This window comes from Amycolatopsis pithecellobii (assembly GCF_009707865.1).
Lineage (GTDB): Bacteria > Actinomycetota > Actinomycetes > Mycobacteriales > Pseudonocardiaceae > Amycolatopsis_E > Amycolatopsis_E pithecellobii.
In genome coordinates this window covers 1-21,295 of the sequence record NZ_WMBA01000032.1, presented here as the reverse complement: position 1 = coordinate 21,295, position 21,295 = coordinate 1, and the positions used below count along the sequence as shown (strand labels likewise).

General features: G+C 69.1%; 18 protein-coding genes and 1 pseudogene. 4 read left to right on the top strand and 15 right to left on the bottom strand.

Annotated elements, in window-relative coordinates; all coding sequences use genetic code 11:
- Positions 1–116 precede the first annotated feature (116 nt).
- Complete coding sequence (locus GKO32_RS20185; protein ID WP_154758447.1) at positions 117–419, top strand: WhiB family transcriptional regulator; 303 nt, start codon at positions 117–119, stop codon at positions 417–419.
- Between the two features lie 110 nt (positions 420–529).
- Here the strand turns inward: GKO32_RS20185 and groL are convergent, their stop codons facing one another.
- The 5 genes from groL to tsaB form a co-directional block, all read right to left on the bottom strand.
- Positions 530–2,143: a chaperonin GroEL gene (gene groL / locus GKO32_RS20180; protein WP_154758446.1), complete on the bottom strand. Its 1,614-nt coding sequence runs from the start codon at positions 2,141–2,143 to the stop codon at positions 530–532.
- A 77-nt stretch (positions 2,144–2,220) separates the two neighbouring features.
- Positions 2,221–2,514: a co-chaperone GroES gene (gene groES / locus GKO32_RS20175; RefSeq protein ID WP_168521646.1), complete on the bottom strand. Its 294-nt coding sequence runs from the start codon at positions 2,512–2,514 to the stop codon at positions 2,221–2,223.
- Positions 2,515–2,862: 348 nt separating this feature from the next.
- Positions 2,863–3,909: a tRNA (adenosine(37)-N6)-threonylcarbamoyltransferase complex transferase subunit TsaD gene (tsaD, locus tag GKO32_RS20170; protein ID WP_154758445.1), complete on the bottom strand. Its 1,047-nt coding sequence runs from the start codon at positions 3,907–3,909 to the stop codon at positions 2,863–2,865.
- Complete coding sequence (gene rimI / locus GKO32_RS20165; protein ID WP_312868192.1) at positions 3,909–4,379, bottom strand: ribosomal protein S18-alanine N-acetyltransferase; 471 nt, start codon at positions 4,377–4,379, stop codon at positions 3,909–3,911. The genes tsaD and rimI overlap by 1 nt, the downstream gene beginning before the upstream one ends.
- Entirely contained in the window at positions 4,376–5,023 is a 648-nt protein-coding gene (tsaB, locus tag GKO32_RS20160) for a tRNA (adenosine(37)-N6)-threonylcarbamoyltransferase complex dimerization subunit type 1 TsaB (protein ID WP_312868191.1), read from the bottom strand. Before tsaB ends, rimI begins: the two co-directional genes overlap by 4 nt.
- 129 nt (positions 5,024–5,152) lie before the next feature.
- On the opposite strand from tsaB, the gene GKO32_RS20155 reads away from it, so the two are divergent.
- Together GKO32_RS20155 and GKO32_RS20150 are read left to right on the top strand one after the other, a co-directional pair.
- Positions 5,153–6,652: an acyl-CoA synthetase gene (locus GKO32_RS20155; protein ID WP_312868190.1), complete on the top strand. Its 1,500-nt coding sequence runs from the start codon at positions 5,153–5,155 to the stop codon at positions 6,650–6,652.
- An 87-nt stretch (positions 6,653–6,739) separates the two neighbouring features.
- Positions 6,740–8,017 carry a carboxyl transferase domain-containing protein gene (locus GKO32_RS20150; RefSeq protein WP_246244168.1) on the top strand — a complete coding sequence of 426 codons (1,278 nt, stop codon included), beginning with the start codon at positions 6,740–6,742 and terminating at the stop codon, positions 8,015–8,017.
- Between the two features lie 70 nt (positions 8,018–8,087).
- On the opposite strand, the gene tsaE is transcribed toward GKO32_RS20150, so the two are convergent.
- The 8 genes from tsaE to glmS all read right to left on the bottom strand — a co-directional run bounded on the left by tsaE (position 8,088) and on the right by glmS (position 17,897).
- Entirely contained in the window at positions 8,088–8,537 is a 450-nt protein-coding gene (gene tsaE, locus GKO32_RS20145) for a tRNA (adenosine(37)-N6)-threonylcarbamoyltransferase complex ATPase subunit type 1 TsaE (RefSeq protein ID WP_154758443.1), read from the bottom strand.
- The gene (locus GKO32_RS20140; protein WP_154758442.1) at positions 8,522–9,619 is read right to left on the bottom strand and encodes an alpha/beta fold hydrolase; all 1,098 of its coding nucleotides are present in this window, start codon (positions 9,617–9,619) and stop codon (positions 8,522–8,524) included. Before GKO32_RS20140 ends, tsaE begins: the two co-directional genes overlap by 16 nt.
- Positions 9,619–10,731 carry an alanine racemase gene (alr, locus tag GKO32_RS20135; RefSeq protein ID WP_154758441.1) on the bottom strand — a complete coding sequence of 371 codons (1,113 nt, stop codon included), beginning with the start codon at positions 10,729–10,731 and terminating at the stop codon, positions 9,619–9,621. The genes GKO32_RS20140 and alr overlap by 1 nt, the downstream gene beginning before the upstream one ends.
- 495 nt (positions 10,732–11,226) lie before the next feature.
- On the bottom strand, positions 11,227–12,303 hold the full coding sequence (locus GKO32_RS20130; RefSeq protein WP_154758440.1) for an ABC transporter ATP-binding protein: 1,077 nt from the start codon (positions 12,301–12,303) through the stop codon (positions 11,227–11,229).
- Positions 12,303–13,715 (bottom strand): xylulokinase, encoded by a 1,413-nt coding sequence (gene xylB, locus GKO32_RS20125; RefSeq protein WP_154758439.1) that lies wholly within the window; start codon positions 13,713–13,715, stop codon positions 12,303–12,305. Before xylB ends, GKO32_RS20130 begins: the two co-directional genes overlap by 1 nt.
- Positions 13,712–14,515: a DeoR/GlpR family DNA-binding transcription regulator gene (locus tag GKO32_RS20120; RefSeq protein WP_154758438.1), complete on the bottom strand. Its 804-nt coding sequence runs from the start codon at positions 14,513–14,515 to the stop codon at positions 13,712–13,714. Before GKO32_RS20120 ends, xylB begins: the two co-directional genes overlap by 4 nt.
- 66 nt (positions 14,516–14,581) lie before the next feature.
- Entirely contained in the window at positions 14,582–16,024 is a 1,443-nt protein-coding gene (locus GKO32_RS20115; RefSeq protein ID WP_312868189.1) for an NAD(P)H-hydrate dehydratase, read from the bottom strand.
- 10 nt (positions 16,025–16,034) lie between these two features.
- Positions 16,035–17,897, bottom strand: a complete 1,863-nt coding sequence (gene glmS, locus GKO32_RS20110) for a glutamine--fructose-6-phosphate transaminase (isomerizing) (protein ID WP_312868188.1) — start codon at positions 17,895–17,897, stop codon at positions 16,035–16,037.
- Positions 17,898–17,970: 73 nt separating this feature from the next.
- Here glmS and GKO32_RS20105 point away from each other — a divergent pair, with 73 nt between their 5' ends.
- Positions 17,971–18,780 (top strand): dienelactone hydrolase family protein, encoded by an 810-nt coding sequence (locus tag GKO32_RS20105; protein ID WP_154758436.1) that lies wholly within the window; start codon positions 17,971–17,973, stop codon positions 18,778–18,780.
- 756 nt (positions 18,781–19,536) lie between these two features.
- Here the strand turns inward: GKO32_RS20105 and GKO32_RS20100 are convergent.
- Together GKO32_RS20100 and GKO32_RS20095 are read right to left on the bottom strand one after the other, a co-directional pair.
- Complete coding sequence (locus GKO32_RS20100) at positions 19,537–19,941, bottom strand: hypothetical protein (protein WP_154758435.1); 405 nt, start codon at positions 19,939–19,941, stop codon at positions 19,537–19,539.
- Between the two features lie 13 nt (positions 19,942–19,954).
- Positions 19,955–21,295, bottom strand: a pseudogene (locus GKO32_RS20095) (hypothetical protein); the annotation flags it as partial.

Genomic DNA, 21,295 nt, shown 5'->3' with positions numbered 1-21,295 from the left:
GACCGAATTCCTTGAACAACTATTGGCGCGCTTCTAACGTTACCGCCGTTGCACCGAATGGAGTAGTTGCCAGTGCGACAACGAGGGGATCCGACCGAATTACGGAGGCGGTCACGATGGCAGACACGCGCAGGCTTCCAGGACCCAATGCCGATATCTGGGACTGGCAGCTGGAGGGGTCCTGCCGGGGGATGGACAGTGCTGCTTTCTTCCATCCCGACGGGGAGCGTGGGCCGGCCAGGGCGCGACGGGAGGCCCGGGCGAAAGCGATTTGCCAGTCGTGCCCGGTACTGCGGTTGTGCCGGGCGCATGCACTGGCCGTGCATGAGCCGTACGGCATCTGGGGCGGTCTTTCCGAGTCAGAGCGAGAGAACATCCTCAAGACCGGTAAGCGCGAGTTGAGTCTTTCCGGCCAGTGAGGGGGAGGAAAAGGGGTGGCGTCGCAGGGGCGCCACCCCTTTTTTCCTGAACCGTACAAAATGGGGCGGTATCCCGGCCGGGATGCCGCCCCATTTCTGGTGGCGCGAGATCAGTGCGCGTGACCGTGGCCGTGCGCGTCTTCGTCTTCCTCCTCGGCCGGCTTCTCGACCACGGAGCTCTCCGTGGTGAGCACCAGCCGGGCGATCGACGCGGCGTTGGCCACCGCGGAGCGGGTGACCTTGACCGGGTCGACGATGCCGGCCCCGAGGAGGTCGGTGATCTCCCCGGTGGCGGCGTTGAGACCGTGGCCCCAACCCTGCTCCTGCACCTTGGACACGATGACCGCGCCCTCGAGGCCGGCGTTGGCGGCAATCCAGTACAGCGGCGCGGTGAGCGCGTCGCGGACGATCTTCACGCCGGTCGCTTCGTCACCGGTGAGGCCGAGGTCGTCCAGCTCCTTGACCGCGTGCACGAGCGCCGACCCACCGCCGGGCACGATGCCCTCCTCGACGGCCGCCTTGGTGGAGGCCACGGCGTCCTCGATGCGGTGCTTGCGCTCGTTCAGCTCGGTCTCGGTGGCCGCGCCGACCTTGATGACGGCGACACCGCCACCCAGCTTGGCCAGCCGCTCCTGCAGCTTCTCGCGGTCCCAGTCGGAGTCGGTGGTCTCGATCTCCTTGCGGATCTGAGCAATCCGCCCGGCGATGTCGTCCTTGGTGCCGGCCCCGTCGACGATCGTCGTGTAGTCCTTGGTGACCTCGATGCGGCGGGCCGTGCCCAGCGCGTCGAGCCCGATCTCGGACAGCTTCATGCCGATCTCGGACGAGATGACCTGGGCACCCGTGACGACACCCAGGTCATCGAGGAACGCCTTGCGGCGGTCACCGAAGAACGGCGCCTTCACGGCGACCGCGTTGATCGTCTTGCGCAGTGCGTTGACGACCAGGGTGGACAGCGCCTCGCCCTCGACGTCCTCGGCGATGATCAGCAGCGGGCGCTTGGCCTCGACGACCTTCTCCAGCACCGGCAGCAGGTCCGCCAGCGCGGAGATCTTCTCGCGGTGCAGCAGCACGTACGCGTTCTCGAGGATCGCGCGCTGCTCTTCGGGGTTGGTCGCGAAGTGTGCCGACAGGTAGCCCTTGTCGAACTGCACGCCTTCGGTGATCTCGAGCTCGGTGGCCAGCGTGGAGGACTCCTCCACGGTGATCACGCCGTCCTCGCCGACCTTCTCCACGGCCTCGCCGAGCAGGGCGCCGATCGTGGCGTCCCGGGAGGTGACCGTGCCGACCTGGGCGATGTTCTCGCGGCCCTTGACCGGGGTCGCCTTGCTCTTGAGCACCTCGACGACCTTGTCCGCCGCCGCCTCGATACCGTGGCCGAGCGAGGTCGGGTTGGCACCGGCGGCGACGTTGCGCAGGCCGACCCGCACCAGCGACTGCGCCAGCACGGTGGCCGTCGTGGTGCCGTCACCGGCGACGTCGTTGGTCTTGGTGGCGACGTTCTTGGCGAGCTGGGCGCCGAGGTTCTCGAACGGGTCGTCCAGCTCGATCTCACGCGCCACGGTCACGCCGTCAAGCGTGATGGTGGGGCCGCCGAACTTCTTGTCGAGCACGACGTGCCGCCCACGCGGGCCCAGGGTGACCTTGACCGCGTCGGCGAGCTTGTTCACCCCGCGCTCGAGCGCCCGACGAGCGTCCTCGTCGAAGTTGATCTGCTTAGGCATTTGAGTCCTCTCTAGACCGCAGAACGCCCCGGCCCCCGGCTAAGCGGGGCCCGGGGCGTTCGATGCGTGGGCTGGTGTCAGTTGACGACGGCCAGCACGTCGCGAGCGGACAGGATCAAGTAGTCCTCACCGTTGTACTTGACCTCGGTGCCGCCGTACTTGGAGTAGATGACGACGTCGCCGACCGCCACATCCACGGGGATGCGGTTGCCCTTGTCGTCGACGCGGCCCGGGCCCACGGCCAGAACCTTGCCCTCCTGGGGCTTTTCCTTGGCGGTGTCGGGGATGACGAGACCGGAAGCCGTCGTCTCCTCGGCCTCGCTCGTCTGGACAACGATCTTGTCCTCGAGCGGTTTGATGTTCACGCTCACCGGGTTGACCTCCACGGGTCGTCGAAAGCGTTGGCAGGTGTACTTACAGGTTTTGGCGCCTACCACCCCCGCCGTCGCGGGTGCCGGGGCGTGTGCGGTGCCGTGCAATTAGCACTCTATCCACGCGAGTGCTAGCCGCGCAAGGAGGGTCGGGTTCCACTGCTCACAGGCCGGATGGAGTTCACCTGCCTGGGTCCGCGATCGTGAGGAGTTTTCTCGATCATTGGGAGCCGAGCGTGGTCCAGCCCTGGAGTTGTCCACAAGCACCCAGTTGTCCACAGGCGGACGGATTCGGGGTTCCTTCACCGGCCGCCCGCGTGTGAACTGGAATGCGTGAACAGCACCCAGTCAGATCGAGACGGTGTCCACCGGCAACGCGGGATTCGCGGATATGTCCAAAGAGGACTGTTTCACGCCCGCCGCCACGACGTGGGCGCCCAGCGCCGCGATCATCGCGCCGTTGTCGGTACACAGCCTCGGCCTCGGCACGCGCAATTCGATACCGGCCGCCTCGCAGCGCTCGCGCGCCAACTCGGAAAGCCGGGAGTTGGCCGCGACCCCACCCGAAATGACGAGCGTGCCGATGCCGGATTCCTTCGCCGCGCGCACCGCCTTCGCGGTCAGCACATCGGCGACGGCTTCCTGGAACGAGGCCGCGACGTCGTTCACCGGGATTTCCTCGCCGCGACGTTCCGCGCCCTCGACCCAGCGGGCGACGGCGGTCTTCAAGCCGGAGAACGAAAAATCGAACTTCGCGTCCCGAGGTCCCGTCATGCCGCGGGGGAAGGCGATCGCCGCCGGGTTCCCCTGCTTGGCCGCCTTGTCGATGGGTGGGCCACCTGGATACGGCAGGCCAAGCACACGCGCGACCTTGTCGTAGGCCTCACCCGCCGCATCGTCCACAGTGGACCCGAGCTCCGTGATGGTCGTGGCGATGTCGTCGACGCGCAGCAGCTGCGTGTGCCCGCCGGAGACGAGCAGCGCCAGACTCGGCGTGGGCAGTGGCCCATGCTGCAGTGTGTCAACGGCGATATGACCGGCGAGGTGGTTGACGCCATAGAGCGGCACGCCGAGCGCCGCCGCATAGGCCTTGGCCGCGGAGACCCCGACGAGCAGCGCGCCTGCGAGCCCTGGGCCGGCGGTTACCGCGATCGCGTCCACATCGGACAGTTTGAGGTCAGCGGCTTCAAAGGCACGGTTCGCGGTGGGCACCATGGCCTCGAGGTGTGCCCTGCTGGCCACTTCGGGCACCACGCCACCGAAACGTGCGTGCTGCTCGACACTGGAGGCCACCTCGTCGGCGAGCAGTTCGACGGCGCCGTCATCGTGCAACCGGACCAGGCCGACGCCGGTCTCGTCGCAGGAGCTCTCGATGCCCATGATGATCCGGGACATCAACTGACCTCCTGCGCGGAGTGGGAGGGGCGCATCATGGTGTAGGCATCAGCGCCGGAAGGTTGGTAGTAGCGCTTGCGCAAGCCAATCTGTGTGAAGCCATGGCGGGCGTACAGCTCGAGCGCGCGGTCGTTATCGGTGCGGACTTCGAGGAAGACAGGTGCGTGCAGGTCGTCGGCACGGGCGAGCAGGGCCCGCAGCAGGGCAGTACCGATGCCCTGTCCCTGGTAGGCCGGGTCGACGCCGATCGTGTGCACGCTCGACTCGAACTCGCCTGGGCGGCCGACGGTCGCGAGCCCGGCGTAGCCGACCAGCTCGTCCTCGTCGGTGTAAGCGCCGAGGTAGTAGCCGCCGGCGTCGAGTTCCGACTGGAACGCGCGGACACTCCACGGGTCATCACCGGCGAAGAGCTGCTTCTCGATCTCGACGCACCGCCGGATGTCCCGGCGGCGAAGCGGAGCGAGCTTCACACCGTCACCCGCTTCCTCGCAGTCGGCTCAACCGCGTCCGGTCGGCGCAGGTACAGCGGCGTGAGTGGCGCGGGGTCGGCCCCGAAGGAGCCGCGTGCGGCGGTGACGAGCCCCGCAACCGTGGGGTAGTACGGCTCGAGCACACGGACGGCAAGTTTTTCGGCGTACAGACGGGCGCCGTCACCAGCGGCGACCGGCAACCCGAGCGGTTCGGGCGCTTGGACGTGCGGACCGTCGATGCGCGTACCGGCGGCGTCGTAGGCGGCCCAGTACACCTCGCGACGGCGGGCGTCGGTGACCACGAGGAACGGTTCAGTCGGGTCGGTGGCGGCCGCGAGCCCGTCGAGGCTGCACACCGGGTATGCCTTGATACCGAGACCGTGGGCGAGCGCGGCGGCGGTGGCCATGCCGGCGCGGAGACCAGTGAACGGACCCGGACCGACCCCACAAACGATCGCGTCCACCTCGCGCAGCGTCACGCCGCCTTCCTTCGCGGCCTCGAGGATGTGCGGAGTGATCAACTCCCCATGCGCACGGGGGTTGATCGTGACGCGCTCGGCGAGCACGGAGACGTCAGCGCCCACCAGCGTCGCCAGCCCAGCGGTGACCGCGGGCGTCGAAGTGTCGATGGCGAGTACCAGCACGGTTAACCAGGGTATGCCCTCCTACGCTTGACAGTGACGGCTGGGCAGCCGCAAAGTGGTTCATCCACTTTGCCAATTTTCCGATGCACTCTTCCCCGGACGATGCACTTCCAAGACAAGGAGGCCCCCGTGGCAGATCGGTTGTTCCCGGCACTGGCCGCGAACCCAGCCAAGGAGGCGCTGCGCTTCGGCACACTCTCCCTCGACTACGCCGAGCTAGCCTCCGTCACGGGGACGCTCGCGCGTGAACTGCGTGAGGCCGGTCCAGCGCGGGTCGCGGTCTGGGCGACGCCCAGCATCCACACGAGCGTCGCGGTGATCGCCGCGCTTCTGGCCGGAGTGCCCGCGGTCCCGGTGAACCCCAAGATCGGGGAACGCGAGCTGGGCCACATCGCGTCCGACAGCGCGCCATCGCTCGTACTCGCCGAGCCAGGCGCCACCCTGCCCGGAGAGCTGGCCGCGCTCGCGCGCAAGGATGTCGAGCTCACCGGTGCTTCGGGCGAATTACCGGAGGAGCCGGGCCCCGAGGCCCCCGCGCTGATCGTCTACACGTCCGGCACCACCGGCCCGCCCAAGGGGGTCGTGCTGTCCCGCCGCGCGATTGCGACCACGCTGGACGCGCTCGAGGATGCCTGGCAGTGGACGGCGGACGACGTGCTGGTGCACGCCTTACCGCTGTTCCACGTGCACGGCCTGATCCTCGGCATCCTCGGGCCGTTGCGCCGTGGCGGCAGTGTGCGCCACCTCGGCCGGTTCTCGGTCGAAGCCGTGGCGAACGAGCTGGCCGGCGACGCGACGATGATGTTCGGCGTGCCGACGATGTACCACCGGATCGCGGGCGAAGTCAGCGAAAACCCCGAGCTGGCAAAGGCATTTGGGCGCGCACGGTTACTGGTGTCCGGTTCCGCAGCGCTGCCTGTGCACGACCACGAGCGCATCACGACCGCGACCGGGCAGCAGGTCATCGAACGCTATGGCATGAGCGAAACGCTGATGAACACGAGCGTCCGTGCTGACGGGGAACGCAAACCCGGGACCGTGGGCGTGCCGTTGCGGGGCGTGGAGGTGCGACTCGTCGACGAGTCGGGAGCGGTCATCGAGACATCCGACGGCGAGACGGTCGGTGAGATCCACGTGCGCGGGCCAAACCTGTTCACCGAATACCTCAACCGCCGGGATGCGACGGCCGAGGTGTTCACCAGTGAGGGCGTAGCCAGTGGGCGTCCCCCCGGCAATGGGGGCGGAGCCGCCGGAGGAGGGCGAGGCTGGTTCCGCACGGGTGACATGGCGACCCGGGACGCCGACGGATACCTGCGCATCGTCGGCCGCAAGGCCACCGACCTGATCAAGAGCGGCGGCTACAAGATCGGCGCCGGGGAGATCGAGAACGCGCTGCTCGACCATCCCGGAGTCGCGGAGGCCGCGGTTACCGGCGAACCGGATGCGGACCTCGGCGAGCGGATCGTCGCGTGGATCGTGCCCGCCGGTGAACCGCCCGCCGAGCAGGAACTGGCAGATCATGTCGCGCGGCTGCTGTCCCCGCACAAGCGGCCGCGGGTCGTACGGTTCCTGGAGGCATTGCCGCGCAACGACATGGGCAAGGTGATGAAGCGGGCGCTGGGACAATGATGCGCGACAACCGCGAAGCCCCGCATCTGGGGCGTGACGCGGACATCGGCGGGGCCGGGCATGCGTGACCTGATCAAGTCGGTCTGCATGGCCTTCACCGAGTTCGACGCGCCGCCCGCGGAGTCCGATGTGGACGGTCCGATTAGCTGGCCGGGTTACGACGAAGCCAGGGCACGGGCGCAGGAGCGGACCGGTGAGCCAGAGTCGGTGGTCTGCGGTGTCGGAAAGATCGGTGACGTCGAGGCCACGCTGATCGTGTTCGAGTTCGGGTTCCTCGGCGGGTCGGTAGGACGGCGGACCGGTGACCGGATCGAAGCCGCCTTCGCCCGCGCGCGTGAGCTGGGGACTCCCGTGGTGTCGTTCATCGCCACCGGCGGGAGCCGGATGCAAGAGGGCATGGCGGCGCTGTCGCAACTCCAGCGGATCGCCCGTCAGGCAGCGCTGACCCGTGCCGCGGGAATCCCGCAGATCTCGGTACTCCGCGATCCGACGACCGGCGGCGGCTGGGCCACTCTCGGCGCGGGCTCAGATGTCGTGCTGGCGCTGCCGGGCGCCCAAGTCGGCTTCGCGGGTTCGCGGGTGCGGCCGCCCGGTGACGATTCCGCATATACGGCGGAGTCGCAGCTGGCTTCGGGTCACGTGGATCAGATCGTCGAAGATCTGCCCGGTGCGCTGGCCCGCTGGCTCACGCTGCTGACAAACCCTTGCCGCACAATACCGGTGCCGCCCGCGGCGCTCGGTTCGGCGAGGGTGCCCGAAACGGGCTGGGACGCCGTCCAGGCCGCGCGCGCCGCGTCGCGACCGCACGCGGATGCCTATCTGGACGCGTATTTCGACTGGTGCGAGGACGTCAGCGGTGACCGGTGCGGGGGCGTCGATCCGGGTGTCCGTTGTGGTTTCGGTTTCCGTGACGGCGTGACGATCGCCTACGCGGCACAGTGCGGCACACCGACGCTGCCTTCGGGATTCCGCACAGCCGCCCGCCTGATCCGGCTCGCGGACCGGCTCGGATTCCCTGTGCTGACTTTGATCGACACGCCTGGCGCGGCGAACGACGGCGCGGCGGAACGAGCAGGCGCGGGCGCCGCGATCGCGGAGGTTTTCGCCGCCGTGGCAAGTGCTTCGGTGCCAGTGACCACACTGGTCGTCGGCGAAGGCGGTTCCGGCGGTGCACTGGCTTTCGCCGCTCCGGGCCGAACCTGGGTGACCCCGGACAGCTTCTTCGCGGTTACTTCTCCTGAAGCCGCCGCGGCAATCCTCAAACGCCCGGCAAGCGAAATTCCCGCAACGGCGAATCAGCTCCACCTGCGCCCGCAGGACCTGGTACAACTCGGCGTCGCGCAGGGAATCGTCCAGCCCCGATAACCACCATCGCCAAAACAGACGGGATCATCGCGCGCGGATCACCGCAGGCGCGGTCCTGGAATCACGCTGTTCACAGACGTTCTTTCCACGTGCCATGTGGTTCCAGCGTCGCGGTTCGCACGTCGTCTTCGCGGCGTTCCAGGCGAACCACAAGGTAGTCCGAAGAAAGCCGTTCGGCCGACCCCTCGCCCCATTCGACGATCACTGCTGACGCTTCCAGGTCGGTGTCGAGGTCCAGGTCGTCCAGCTGGGCGAGATCGCCGCCGAGCCGGTAGGCGTCCACATGCACCAGCGGCACCCCGGCCGCGCCCGCGGGGTGCACTCGCGCGAGCACGAAGGTCGGCGAGCTGACGCGCCCCGAAACCCCAAGGCCTGCGGCGATTCCACGGGTCAGCACCGTCTTCCCGGCGCCAAGCGGCCCCGCCAGCAACACGAGGTCGCCCGCTCGCAGCCGCCGGCCCAGTGATTCGCCGAATGCGACCGTGTCCGCTTCCGTCGGCAGCGTCACTTGGTCAGCCATCGCCAGACCCGTTGTGAGGAACCCATTTCGTCCACTCCCGCGCATTGTTGCAACAAGTCGATCAAGTGACTGTTCACCAGCTCCGGTTGTTCGAGCTGCACCATATGTCCCGCCCCGCGTACCCGCACGAGCTCCGCGTCCGGCAGCTCCGCGGCGATCCGCTCCGCATGCGAGAAGGGCGTGAACCTATCGGCGTCGCCGTGCACGACCAGCACGTGCGCATGCATCAAACCGGCGAGCGCGGCATACCGATTATGGCTGCCGAGCGTGTCGATGTAGTTCACCAGTCCCCGAACCGACGTCACCGACAGCATCTCCAGCAAGAAATCCACGATCTTCGGGTGCACATCCCGCGAACCGAACGCCAACCGCCGGACAGCGGGGCGGGTCAGCTGGCCGCCGGCGGCACGCACGAACTCCACCAAACCAGGTTGCCACCCTGCCAGCTCCCCCACCCCACGCGTTAGCGGGTTGTACTTCGACAGCAGACTGCGGGGCAAGCCACGCGCACCGACCTCGCCGGCGGCAGTCGCCAGGAACGCGACCCCACAAATCCGGTCCGCGAACAGGTCCGGGTGCTGCTGGGCCAACTCCATGACCACCATGCCACCCATCGAGTGGCCGAGCAGGACGATCGGCCCCCGGGGCGCCACGGCCCGCAGCACTGCGTCGAGATCACGGGCCAGCTGCTCGATGGTGCTGGTCTCGGCGGTCGCGGCACCGGACAGTCCGTGCCCGCGATGGTCGTAGTACACCTGCTTCACTCGCGGCAGTGTCAGCGAAGCCAGCGCTCCCCGCTGGAAGTACCAGCTGCGCTGGGAAAGCGCGAAACCGTGCACGCCGACAACGGTCACTTCGGGCTTGCCGTCCGCCGGCTCGATCTCCGACACCGCCAGCGGCGTCCCATCATCGGCGGCGACCGTCGATACCCGATCCGCATGCAGATCACCGAGCCGCTCCCCCGGCTCGACGACCTCGCCACCCTTACGCTGCGCGGTGACCGCGATACCCGCCGCGGCGGCACCGGTCACCAGCGCGGCAGCACCGCCGACGACAGTCAGCAGCCGACGGGAAGGCATCATCAGACTCCTTCGTACCGCCGCGGCACGCGCGGCCGGTACATCCCGGTGACGATCTCGTAGTCGATGGTGCCGATCGCGTCCGCCCACTCGCGCGCGGTGGGCTCACCGTCGCGCCCCGCACCGAACAGGACGACTTCCGCTCCGAGCGCAGGTTCGTCGTCGCCGCAGTCCACGACCAGCTGGTCCATGCACACCCGCCCGGCGATCGGACGTCGTTTTCCCTCGAGCCACACGTCCATCCGGCTGGACAACGCTCGCGGAACACCGTCCGCGTAGCCCGCCGGGACCAGCGCCAGCGTGGTGTCCCGCGCGGCTGTCCACGTGTGTCCATATGAGACGGACTCGCCGGCCTCGATCCGTTTGGTGAGCACGACTTGCGAGCGGAACGTCATCGCCGGCACCAGATTTTCGTGCTGCGGTACAGGATTCAGGCCGTAAATTGCGATCCCGGGCCGTACGAGGTCGAAATGCAAATCGGGCCGGGTCAGCGTGGCAGCCGAATTCGCCAAATGCCGCAACGGATTCAGCCCGGCTTCGCGCGCGATGTCGTACGCCGCTTGGAAACGCTGTGCCTGCGCGTCGATCGATGGATGCCCGGGCTCGTCGGCGCACGCGAGATGTGACCAGACCGCGACCACGTCGACATCCGTCTCCGCGGCGGCGGCTTTCACGAGCGCAGGCCAGGCATAGAGAGGGCAGCCGTTGCGGGACAAACCCGTGTCAATTTTGAGATGCACGCGGGCTGGTTTGCCCGTCCGGCGGGCGCCGTCGACGATTCGCGCGAGCTCGCCGGTCGAGCTCGCGGACAGGTCGATGCCGGCGGCGATCCCGGGCGCGAAATCAACGTCGGGCGCGTCAAGCCACGTGAACACCGGCGCGGTGATGCCGGCCTCGCGCAGCGCAAGTCCCTCGGCGAGCGAACATGCGCCCAGCCAGCGGGCGCCCGCCTCGAGCGCGGCCCTCGCGGCTGGCACCGCGCCATGGCCGTACGCGTCAGCCTTGACCACGGCCATCACCGCAGCGCCCGGCGCGCGGTCGGTCAGTAAGCGCACGTTGTGCCGGATAGCGTCAAGATCGACGACGACCTCGGCGCGGGAGAATTCGGACCTCATCGACGACGATTTTCCCACACGGACCCCGCCACCCCACCGATGCGATTCCCGACCGGGTTCGAACCCACCTGACCCGCACCTGGACAGCGCCGAGCACCCCGGCCCCCGCCTAGACCGGGGCGAGTCACCCTGGCCCACATGTGGACGGGGTCGCGCCATCCTGGCCCACCTGTGGACAGGCCCGAACCCCACGGGCTGGATGTCTGGGCGTGGGTCGCCACCCCCAGCCCCAGCGTCGGGGGCGGACCATCCCGGCGCCCGTGTGGGCGGGAGCGTGGCACCTATGCCGCGTGTGGGTGTGGCCGGCGCGGATGCGTCCTGGCGCGGCCAACCCAGCTACGCCCACCGGGCGTGGACCCACGGGCCGCGCCGAAGGCTGTCCGGGTCAGCATGTCGGCGTGTGGTGAGACCGGCGCCGGACGCGCATATTCGGGAAGGACGCCGACCCTACCGGTCGCGGCGGGCGAGCCCACCGCGAACCGGGGATCTAGCCGGTCAGTCCAGGCGGAGGCCGGTGGCGGTGGAGAAGACGTGTAGCTCGTCGGGGCGGATGCGTAGCTTCAGGGTGGCGCCCATGGACGGGGTGTGCCGCGGGTCGACCCTGGCCACGACGTTTGCGCCGTCGGCGCCGTCCGAGGTGAGGCGGCCGTACACGTAGGCGTCCGAGCCCAGTTCCTCGACAAGCTCGACCGTGACCGCGAGCCCTTCGTCCGCCGGTTCTAGCGACTCCGGGCGGAAGCCCAGCGTGACGTCACCACCATCGGCCGCCGCCAGGACCTCGCGGGGCAGGGGCACCGTGACACCGCCCAGCACCGCGCCGCCGTCAGTCAAGCGCGCGGAGGCGAGGTTCATCGCGGGCGAGCCGATGAACCCGGCGACGAACACGTTGGCCGGCCGCTCGTAGAGCGCGCGCGGGGAATCGCACTGCTGCAGCAGGCCATCCTTGAGCACCGCCACGCGGTCACCCATCGTCATGGCCTCGACCTGGTCATGCGTGACGTAGACAGTCGTCGTGCCCAGCCGGCGCTGCAGGGCGGCGATCTGGGTCCGGGTGGACACCCGCAGCTTGGCGTCCAAATTGGACAGTGGCTCGTCCATGAGGAACACCTGTGGCTCACGCACGATCGCGCGGCCCATCGCGACCCGCTGCCGCTGGCCACCGGACAGCGCCTTCGGTTTGCGGTCCAGGAAGTCCTCCAGGTCCAGCAACTTCGCCGCCTCCGCAACGCGCTGCTGGATCTCACTCTTCGGCTTACCGGCGATCTTCAAGGCGAAACCCATGTTCTGCCCGACCGTCATATGCGGGTAGAGCGCATAGTTCTGGAACACCATCGCGATGTCCCGTGAGCGCGGCGGCAGGTGTGTCACGTCGCGGTCACCGATCCAGACCGAGCCGTCGTCGACGTCCTCGAGACCGGCGAGCATGCGCAGGCTCGTCGACTTGCCACAGCCGGAAGGGCCCACCAGCACAAGGAACTCACCATCGGCGATCTCGAGATCCAGGGCGTCGACCGCGGGACGGTCGGCTCCGGGATAACGACGAGACGCCTTGTCATAGGTGATTGTGGCCATCAGGTGTCCTCTCTTGTGTCGACGTGATGCACGAGCTCACGGATGTCGAGATGCCGTTGACGCAGTTCGTGGGCGACCGCCGCGTCACCCGCGGGCAGCTGCAGCCTGATGTTCCCGGCCCAGGCCGGCGGTTCTCCGGTACCGCCCAGCGCCCAGGCGGCTTGGCGTGCCGCGCCGAGCGCGACGTGCTCGGCCGGTTCGGGCACCGCTATCGGCAGCCCGAACACCGTCGGCGCGACCGCGCGCACCGCCTCGGACTGTGCGGCTCCCCCTATGAGCAGGACCCGGCGGGCGGTGATTCCGTTGTCCTGCAAGGCATCAAGCGCGACGGCGAGCCCGGACAGCATGCCTTCGACGGCCGCCCGAGCCAGGTTCTCCGGCGTCATGTTGGTGCGGCGCAAGCCGTGGAGGGAACCGACGGCGTCCGGCAGGTTCGGGGTGCGCTCACCGTCCAGGTATGGCAGGAGCGTCAGCCCGCCGGCACCGGGTTCGGCTGCCAGCGCGAGCCGGTCCAGACCGGCAAGGTCGGTGCCGAGCATCGTCGCCGTGGCGGTGAGCACCCGCGCGGCGTTGAGCGTGCACGCGAGCGGCAGGAACCGGCCCGTCGCGTCGGCGAACCCGGCAACGATGCCGGTCGGGTCAGCGGGTGCGCTCTCGCAGACGCCGAACACCGTACCGCTCGTGCCCAGGGACACGGCCACGTCGCCCTCGCCCAGCTCCAACGCGAGCGCGGCGGCCATGTTGTCACCGGTGCCTGCGGACACCAGGATCCCGTCCTCGGTCCGGCCTGCGGTCTCGCGTGGGTCCAGCACGCGGGGCAACCGCGGGGTCCGGCCGCCGAATGCCTTGGCCAGAATGTCCTCGCGGTAGGTGCTCGTCGCCGGCGAGAAGTAGCCGGTGCCCGACGCGTCACCGCGATCAGTCACTGCCTCGCCGGTCAGCTTCCAGGTGAGCCAGTCATGCGGCAGCAGCACATGGGCCACCCGGTCGGCGAGTTCCGGCTCGTGCTCGGCCATCCAGCGCAGTTTGGTGACGGTGAAGCTCGGCACCGGGACCGAGCCGACCGCCTCGGCCCAGACGTCTCCCCCGCCGAGCTCGGCCACCAGGTCACCCGCGGCCGCGGCGGAGCGGATGTCGTTCCACAGCAACGCCGGCCGCACGACCTCACCCGAATCGTCGAGCGTGACCATGCCGTGCTGCTGGCCGCCGATCCCGATCGCCTGCACGCCGTCGAGCAATCCCGCACTCGCCTCGAGGAACGCGTCCCACCAGACCTGAGGATGGACCTCGGTGGTGTCCGGGTGCGCGGCGCGGCCCGTGCGCACGACCGCTCCGGTCGCCGCGTCACAGACCACGACCTTCGTCGACTGGGTCGACGAGTCGACACCGGCTACCAGCGGCCCTGTCGTCATAGCTGCGCGCCTCCATGATCATCCACGCGCGGGCCGCGCCACTTGGCCAGCCGGACCTTGGTGTCCATGGCGGCGAGTTCGTCGCCCGGAGCCTCCTCATCGGTGATCACCAAGTCGTAGTCGCTGACATCGCCGTAGGCATAGGTCGCGGTGCGGCCGAACTTGGAGTGGTCCACCACCAGTACGTTGCGGTCACACACCCGCAGCGCCGCCGTCTTGAGTTCCGCGTACTCACGATCCGGGTGGTAGAGCCTGCCGACGGCGACCGCTGTCGCCGAAACGAAGCCGACATCGGCACGCATCCGGCCGAGCGCGCTGAGCGTGTCCGGCCCGACACACGAGTCGAAGTCGGTGTAACGACCGCCGAGCAGGTGCACCTCGATCCCATCGGCGTCGGCGAGGATCCGCGCCACCTCCAGCGAGTTGGTGATCACCACCTGCGGGCCGATCAGCTTGCGCGCCAAGGGAAACAGGGTGGTCGAATCGTCGAGGAACACGGTCTGGCCCGGCGTCACCTCATGCTGGGCGACCTTGGCCAGCGCCTCCTTGACACCGACGTTCTCCGTCTCGCGGAAGCGTTTCGCGGTCTCGATGGTGAGCGCCGGATACGCCTCGACCCGGCCACGCAGCTTGCGCAGCAGCTTGCGCTCCGCCAGCTCGTCGAGATCGCGATGGACCGTCATGAGGCTGACCCCGAAGCGCTCGCTGAGCCGGTCGATGCGCACGTCACCGCGCTCCATCACGTAGCTCAGGATTTCCTGCCTACGCTGCTCGACTTCGGCCTCAGACGGTCGGGGCATGGAGTATTTGTACCAGAAGATCGAGCTTTTGTTAACACATAACTCGATATCTTCTCGTGCGAAGTATCAACCGAGGCGGCGCACCTGCCGGACGGCGGCGGGAATGGCCGCCTCGACTCCGCCGGCCGATACCGGTACCCCTCTCGCCGCCAGATCGGCGGCGAGCGCATGCACATGGGCCGCCGCGCCCGCCGCCAGCCACGGCTCCAGCCCGCCGGCCAGCAACGACCCGAGCAGTCCCGACAGCACGTCCCCCGAGCCCGGCGTCGCGAGCCACGAGCCGCGAGCCACGTTCGCCAGCACCCGACCGTCGGGGGCGGCGATCAAGGTCGTGTTGCCCTTGAGCAGCACCACCGCGTCGAACTTGCGCGCCGCCGCCTTTACCGCCGCCACCCGATCGGCTCCTGGCGCCGCACCGGTCAGCCGTTCGAACTCGCCGGCGTGCGGGGTCAGCACCAGCGGCGTGCCCGGGTCACGCGCGTCGAGCACCTCCGGGTAGCGCGCCATCAACGTCGTCGCATCGGCGTCCGCACACACGGGGACGCCCGCCGAAAGCACCTGCCGTAGCACGTCGCGCCCGTCCTGGCCGGTGCCGATACCGGGCCCCACGACCCACGCCTGCACCCGGCCGGCGTCGGTCACCGAACCCGTCGCGATCACCTCCGGCCACCGCGCACGCACCAGGTCGGCCGCCGGGCCCGCATAACGCACCATGCCCGAGGTCGCGAGCACGGCCGCCCCCGTTGCGAGCACCGCCGCGCCCGGATAGGTCGCCGAGCCGGCCGCGATCCCGGTGACACCCTGGCTGTACTTGTTGTCCTGCGGACCGGGCACCGGCCACGCCAGACCGACGTCCACGGGATCGAGCCGCTGGATATCGGGGTCGCTCAGCTCGGGCAGCAAGCCGATGTCGATCAGCATGACTTCCCCGCAGCGCTGTGGGTTGAGCACATGCACGGGTTTGCGCGCGCCGAACGTCACCGTGCGGGTCGCGGTGATCGCGGGACCGTCGACCGTGCCGTGGTCGGGGTCGACGCCGCTGGGCAGGTCGACCGCCAGCACCGGCGCGTTGAGGTGATCGAGCAGGCTCGCGGCGTCCGCGCGCAGCGGCCCGCGCGCAGAAAGCCCGACGATGCCGTCGATCACGAGGTCCGCAGCTTCGAGCACCCGCGGCGCTTCCTCCAGACCGACGAGACGTCCTCCCGCACGCCGGAATGCCTCGAGGCCTTCCCGGTGCGCCTTCTCGGGATTGAGGAGGACAGCCGTCACCGCGACACCCCGGTTGCGCAGGAATTTCCCTGCCCACAACGCATCGCCGCCGTTGTTGCCGGCGCCGACCAGCAACACGACGCGGCTCGCGGCGACGCGCCCGGCGTGGTGTGACAGCATTTCCGCCGCGTTCACCGCGACTCCGAATGCGGCACGTCGCATCAGCGCGCCGTCGGGTGTCTTGGCGAGCAGCCGTTGTTCGGCGGTACGAATTCGGTCGGTGGTCCAGATTCCCTGCACGGACCCCGTCCTACTCCACAGTGACCGACTTCGCCAGGTTCCGCGGCTTGTCGACGTCATAACCCCGCGTGCGCGCGATTTCCGCGGCCAGCACCTGCAACGGCACGCTCGACACGAGTGGCTGCAGCAGGGTCGGCACCGCAGGCACCTCGACCAGCTCGTCGGCGAAGGGGCGCACGGTGTCGTCCCCTTCTTCGGCGATCACGATCGTGCGAGCTCCGCGTGCCTGGATCTCGCTGATGTTCGACACGAGTTTCGCGTGCAGGACCGCGCGTCCCTTGGGCGACGGCATCACGACGACCACCGGCAGCCCACTCTCGATCAGCGCGATCGGCCCGTGCTTGAGTTCACCGGCCGCGAACCCCTCGGCGTGCATGTACGCCAGTTCCTTGAGCTTCAGCGCACCTTCCAGCGCGACCGGGAAGCCGACATGCCTGCCGAGGAACAACACGGCCTTCGAGTCGGCCATCCGCCGCCCCAGTTCCCGCACGCGATCCACAGTAGACAGTGCTTTTTGGACAGCAGCGGGCATCGCCTCGAGCTCGGCGAACTCGCGGGCCACCTCGTCCGGGTACTTCGTGCCGCGTGCTTGCGCGAGCGCCAGGCCCACCAGGTAGTTCGCCGCGATCTGGGAGGTGAACGTCTTCGTCGCCGCGACACCGACCTCCGGCCCGGCATGCGTGTACAGCACCGCGTCGGACTCACGGGGGATCTGCGCGCCGTTCGTATTGCAGATCGCGAGCACACGGGCCTTCTGGCCGCGAGCGTGCCGCACGGCTTCGAGGGTGTCGGCGGTCTCGCCCGACTGCGAAATCGCCACGACCAGGGTGTCCCGGTCGAGCACCGGGTCGCGGTAACGGAATTCGCTCGCGAGCTCCACTTCGACCGGCAGCCGCGTCCAGTGTTCGATCGCGTACTTGGCGATCAGCCCCGAGTGATAGGCGGTGCCACAGGCGACCACGAATACCTTGTCCACGTCCCGCAGGTCCTGATCGGACATCCGCTGCTCGTCGAGGACGATGCGGCCGTGGTCGAAATGCCCGCGCAGGGTGTTCGCGAGCGCCTCCGGCTGCTCCTCGATCTCCTTGAGCATGAAGTAGTCGTGGCCGCCCTTCTCGGCGGCGGACAGATCCCACGCGACGGTGAACGGCTTGGCCTGGGCGGGTTCGCCGGCGAAATCGGTGACCTCATAGCCGTCGCGGCTGATCACGACGAGTTGGTCCTGGCCCAATTCAACGGCCTCGCGGGTGTGCTCGATGAACGCCGCGACATCGGAGGCGACGAACGTTTCACCTTCACCGACACCCACCACGAGCGGCGACGACCGGCGCGCCGCGACGATCAGATCCGGCTCGTCGGCATGCGTGACGACCAGGGTGAAAGCGCCTTCAAGCCGCCTGCACACGATCCGGACGCTGGCCGGCAGATCACCGGCGGTCGGGCCGGCCGTGTACGCGCGGGCGATCAGATGGGCGGCAGTCTCGGTGTCGGTGTCGCTGGTCAGCTCGACACCGTCAGCCTCCAGCTCACCGCGCAGGACAGCGAAGTTCTCGATGATCCCGTTGTGTACCACCGCGACCCGCTCACTCGCGTCGCGGTGCGGGTGGGAATTGCGGTCGATGGGGGCGCCGTGCGTCGCCCAGCGGGTGTGCCCCATCCCGGCGGTCCCGGTGAACCGGTCACGGCCGGTGACGTCGAGCTCGGTCTCCAGGTTCGCCAGGCGGCCCGCCTTGCGCTCGACGATCAGCTTCCCGTCGCCGTCCAGCACGGCGACTCCGGCCGAGTCGTAGCCCCGGTACTCCATCCGCCGCAGACCGCCCAGCACGACGTCGAGTGCCGGTCGATGGCCGACATATCCCACGATTCCGCACACTCGCCCGAGGGTACTTGGGCGTGGCGTGTGCTCTCGCCCGGCTCACTTCCGCCGACAAGCTAGGCTCCCGACCATGGCGAAGCCCAAGGAACTGCTGGAGGAGCTGGCGCATCCGGGACCGCACGAGGTGGTGCGCGGCAACCTCGCGCTCGCCGGGCTGCCCGGTGTGGTGTTCACCCCACGTAGCGGCCTTGGCTTGCCGGGAGTCGCGTTCGGACACGGCTGGCTCCAGCCGCCGGGGCGGTACCGGGCGCTGCTGAGTCATCTGGCGAGCTGGGGCATCGTCGCCGCCGCTCCGTCGACGCAGCGTGGCCCGCTGCCGTCGCACCGGATCTTCGCCGCCGACCTGCGGGCGACGCTGGACCTCATCACCGGCGTCCGGCTCGGCCCGGGTGGGCTGAGTGTCGACCCGGCGAAACTGGGCCTGGCCGGGCATTCCGTCGGCGGTGGTTCGGCGGTGCTGGCTGCGGCTGACGACTCGCGGGTGCGGGCGGTCGCGACGTTCGCCGCCGCGCAGACCTTGCCGCCGGCCACCGACGCGGCGCGCAAGATCACGGTGCCGGGCCTGCACCTGGCCGCGGAAGGTGATCTCGTGACCCCCGCGGCCGGCAATGCCGAGGCGATCGCGAAGGCCTGGGGTGGTCCGGTTCAGCTGCGCCTGCTCGGGAAGTCGAGCCACCTCGCCGTGACCGAGGGGACACACTGGAGCCAGCGGTTGTTGCACGGCAAACCGCAGCGGCGCACGCAGCGGGTGGTCCGTGCTCTGTTTACGGCGTTCTTCCTGACGGAGCTGGGTGGTAGCGACAAGTTCCGGGCGCTGCTGGAGGCGGACGTCAAACGGGCTGCGATCGAGTACGACCCTGGTCTTGAGCGGGCGGCTTGAGCGGTCGGGACGGGTCGGGCAGGGTGGCTCGGTGTTCGCCGGAACCTTCCCTGGCAAAGTCTTCCTGGCGAGACTTTTGCCCGCGAGAGGTGCGTCTTTGGCGAGGGCCGCCCTTGGGTGACGACGTTCCCTCGATGAGGGCCGCCCTGAGGTGACGACGTTCCCTCGATGAGGGCCGCCCTGAGGTGACGACGTTCCCTCGATGACGACCGCCCTCGCCTCGGCGGGTGCGATCAGGTCAGCACCTGTTGGGGAAGTCTTTCTCGCAAAAGGCTCCCTCGGAGAAGTCTTCCGAGCAAGAAGGTCGCTCACGAGAGGTACGGGTCCATGCTCTGCCAGCGAGGTGTCTGAATCGGCGGGCGGGACGGTGCCGGTAAGTACCGGGACGCGCAGGAGGTGGGCGCCAAATACGCCGGTACGGTGCGGCCCGAGCTGGGGACCAGGCCGGCTCAACCTGAACGGCGAGGCCAGAACGCCTGAGGGCCAGACCAGCCGAGACAGCCGGAGCCGTCAGCTCGGCCTGAACGGCCGGCCACAGCCCAGCCGGCTCGAGCGGCCAGTCCCCGGCCCAGCCGGCTCGAGCGGCCAGCGCGAATCGAGCGGCCAGGGCCGGGCCCAGCCAGCCTGAGTGGCTTGCGCAGCCCGTCGGCCAGCGCGGCTTGAGGCGCCAAGCCATACGGCCGGAGCGGTCAACGCAGGCCACAGCCCGGAGCGGCGCCCGCCCAGGCAACGGCGCCCGCCCCGGCAACTGGGTGGTTAGCCCAGCCAGGTGTTGTTGGAAAAGTCGTCCTCGTCGAAGTCTTCTCGGCGAGAGTGTCTCCCGCGAGGGGATTCTGCTCGCTCTTCGGGCGGCGGGCTGGGGATGGATTCCGTGGCGCGGGTGGCGCGGCCCTCGTCGTCCTCCGGTCCGAAACCCATCACGTTGCTCTTGTCCGCCAACGTTTTCTCGGTGCCCCAGCCGCCGGCCTCCCGCTCCCGGCGACCCAGCTCACGCCGATGCTGCACGTACCGTTCCGCGGCCTGAACCTGCTTGGTCATGTACTCCTGCGACTTGGCCTTGATTTCCTCGCCTTGCCGCTCGAGCATCGCCCGCCGGTCCGCTTGCTCGCGAACCAGCCCATCCATCCGCGCCTTCAACCGCTGGATCTCGTCCGAGACCATGTTCCCCTCCTCGTCACCGCTGCGTGACCGACCGGTCTCCCTCATCATCCAGCGAGCCGCTGATCCTGCCGCCCGATCCGGCGGAGTTGAAGATGCCACCATCGATGCGGTACTGGCGCGAACTGCGTTCCTGATCCTCGCCGCCACCACCCGCGGCGCCAAGCCCGCCCAGCATGCCACCCATACCGGTCAGGCCACCGGCATTCTGACCGTGTGCGCCCGCGGGTTCGGGAACGCCGAGCGGTTGCGCGCCGAGCGCGGCGTTCGCGGGCTGGTGCAGTCCCGCACCGGTCTGTGCGCCGGTACCGAGCGATGCCGTATCACCGAGCGAACCGCTGACAGCGCCTTCGGTGACGCCGGCGCCGACCGCGCTCAGGCCATCGGTGTTGTTGGCGGGTGTCGTGGCAGCCAACGGACCATCGCCACCCGGGGAGCCGGGCGCTGCACTTTCGGTTGCCGGCGCGCCGGGCGGGACGGCAGCGACACCATCGCCGAGCCCGGCACCAGACGCCGGAGTGCCAGCGCCGGCCGTGGCTCCGTCGCCCAGTGCGGCACCACCGGCACCTTCGGCTGTGTGAGCGCCCGCGCCGGGGGCGGCACTACCGCCAGGCTGGGCGCCATCAGCTCCTGGAGCACCACCCGGGCCGGCGGCACCTTCGGGCGTCGGAGCGCCGGGCGCGGCAACATCTCCTGACACGGCAATGGCCGGGTCGGCCGGCACGCCGCCCGGCTTCGGGGTGGCACCGTCGGCGTTCCCGGCGAGGTTTGCCGCCGCGTTGTCCTTTGCGTCGCCGAGGGTGTACGTAGTCGGCTTGCCGGTGCCGTCGTCGACCGTGACGACCGTGGGGCCGTCCGGACCCTCCGGGCGCTCCGCGGTGATCTTGAGGTTGCCGTCCTCGATGTGGATTTTGCCGTCCGCGCCGGGCGTGTACGCGCCGTCCGGGCCCGGCTGCCCCGGCGCGCCCTGCGGGCCGAAATGCTGACCCGCCGGGCCCTTGCCGTCACCCCAGTCGAGCTTGTAGTCCTTGGGCTGCCCGGCACCGTCGTCGACCTTGATGTCCATCTTGCCGTCCTTGTCCGGCTCGGACATCTCGATCGTCTTGTCGCCCTGCTGAACCTTGAGCGTCTCCGGCTCGTCACCCGCATCCTTGACCGGCTCGCCCGTCTTCGGGTCGATCGGATAGGGCTCACCGGTCTCCGGATCGACCTCCATCGGCTTGCCGGTGTACGGGTTGATCCCCTCGGACCCTTCCTTCTTCGCCGCCTCCGCAACGGCGTTCGGGTCCTCTGTGGACGGTGTCGTGGCCGAAGGTGTGGTGGCCGTGGGCATCGAACCGCCCCCACCGCCGGAACC

What these genes read in the sequence shown, in the direction of transcription:
- tsaD (WP_154758445.1), bottom strand. Translation starts at nt 3,909, where the DNA reads ATGTCCCGGATCATCATGGGCATCGAGAGCTCCTGCGACGAGACCGGC.
- GKO32_RS20100 (WP_154758435.1), bottom strand. Translation starts at nt 19,941, where the DNA reads ATGGTCTCGGACGAGATCCAGCGGTTGAAGGCGCGGATGGATGGGCTG.
- xylB (WP_154758439.1), bottom strand. Translation starts at nt 13,715, where the DNA reads ATGACGACAGGGCCGCTGGTAGCCGGTGTCGACTCGTCGACCCAGTCG.
- GKO32_RS20150 (WP_246244168.1), top strand. Translation starts at nt 6,740, where the DNA reads ATGGCCTTCACCGAGTTCGACGCGCCGCCCGCGGAGTCCGATGTGGAC.
- GKO32_RS20140 (WP_154758442.1), bottom strand. Translation starts at nt 9,619, where the DNA reads ATGATGCCTTCCCGTCGGCTGCTGACTGTCGTCGGCGGTGCTGCCGCG.
- alr (WP_154758441.1), bottom strand. Translation starts at nt 10,731, where the DNA reads ATGAGGTCCGAATTCTCCCGCGCCGAGGTCGTCGTCGATCTTGACGCT.
- GKO32_RS20120 (WP_154758438.1), bottom strand. Translation starts at nt 14,515, where the DNA reads ATGCCCCGACCGTCTGAGGCCGAAGTCGAGCAGCGTAGGCAGGAAATC.
- GKO32_RS20130 (WP_154758440.1), bottom strand. Translation starts at nt 12,303, where the DNA reads ATGGCCACAATCACCTATGACAAGGCGTCTCGTCGTTATCCCGGAGCC.
- GKO32_RS20185 (WP_154758447.1), top strand. Translation starts at nt 117, where the DNA reads ATGGCAGACACGCGCAGGCTTCCAGGACCCAATGCCGATATCTGGGAC.
- tsaE (WP_154758443.1), bottom strand. Translation starts at nt 8,537, where the DNA reads ATGGCTGACCAAGTGACGCTGCCGACGGAAGCGGACACGGTCGCATTC.
- groL (WP_154758446.1), bottom strand. Translation starts at nt 2,143, where the DNA reads ATGCCTAAGCAGATCAACTTCGACGAGGACGCTCGTCGGGCGCTCGAG.
- GKO32_RS20105 (WP_154758436.1), top strand. Translation starts at nt 17,971, where the DNA reads ATGGCGAAGCCCAAGGAACTGCTGGAGGAGCTGGCGCATCCGGGACCG.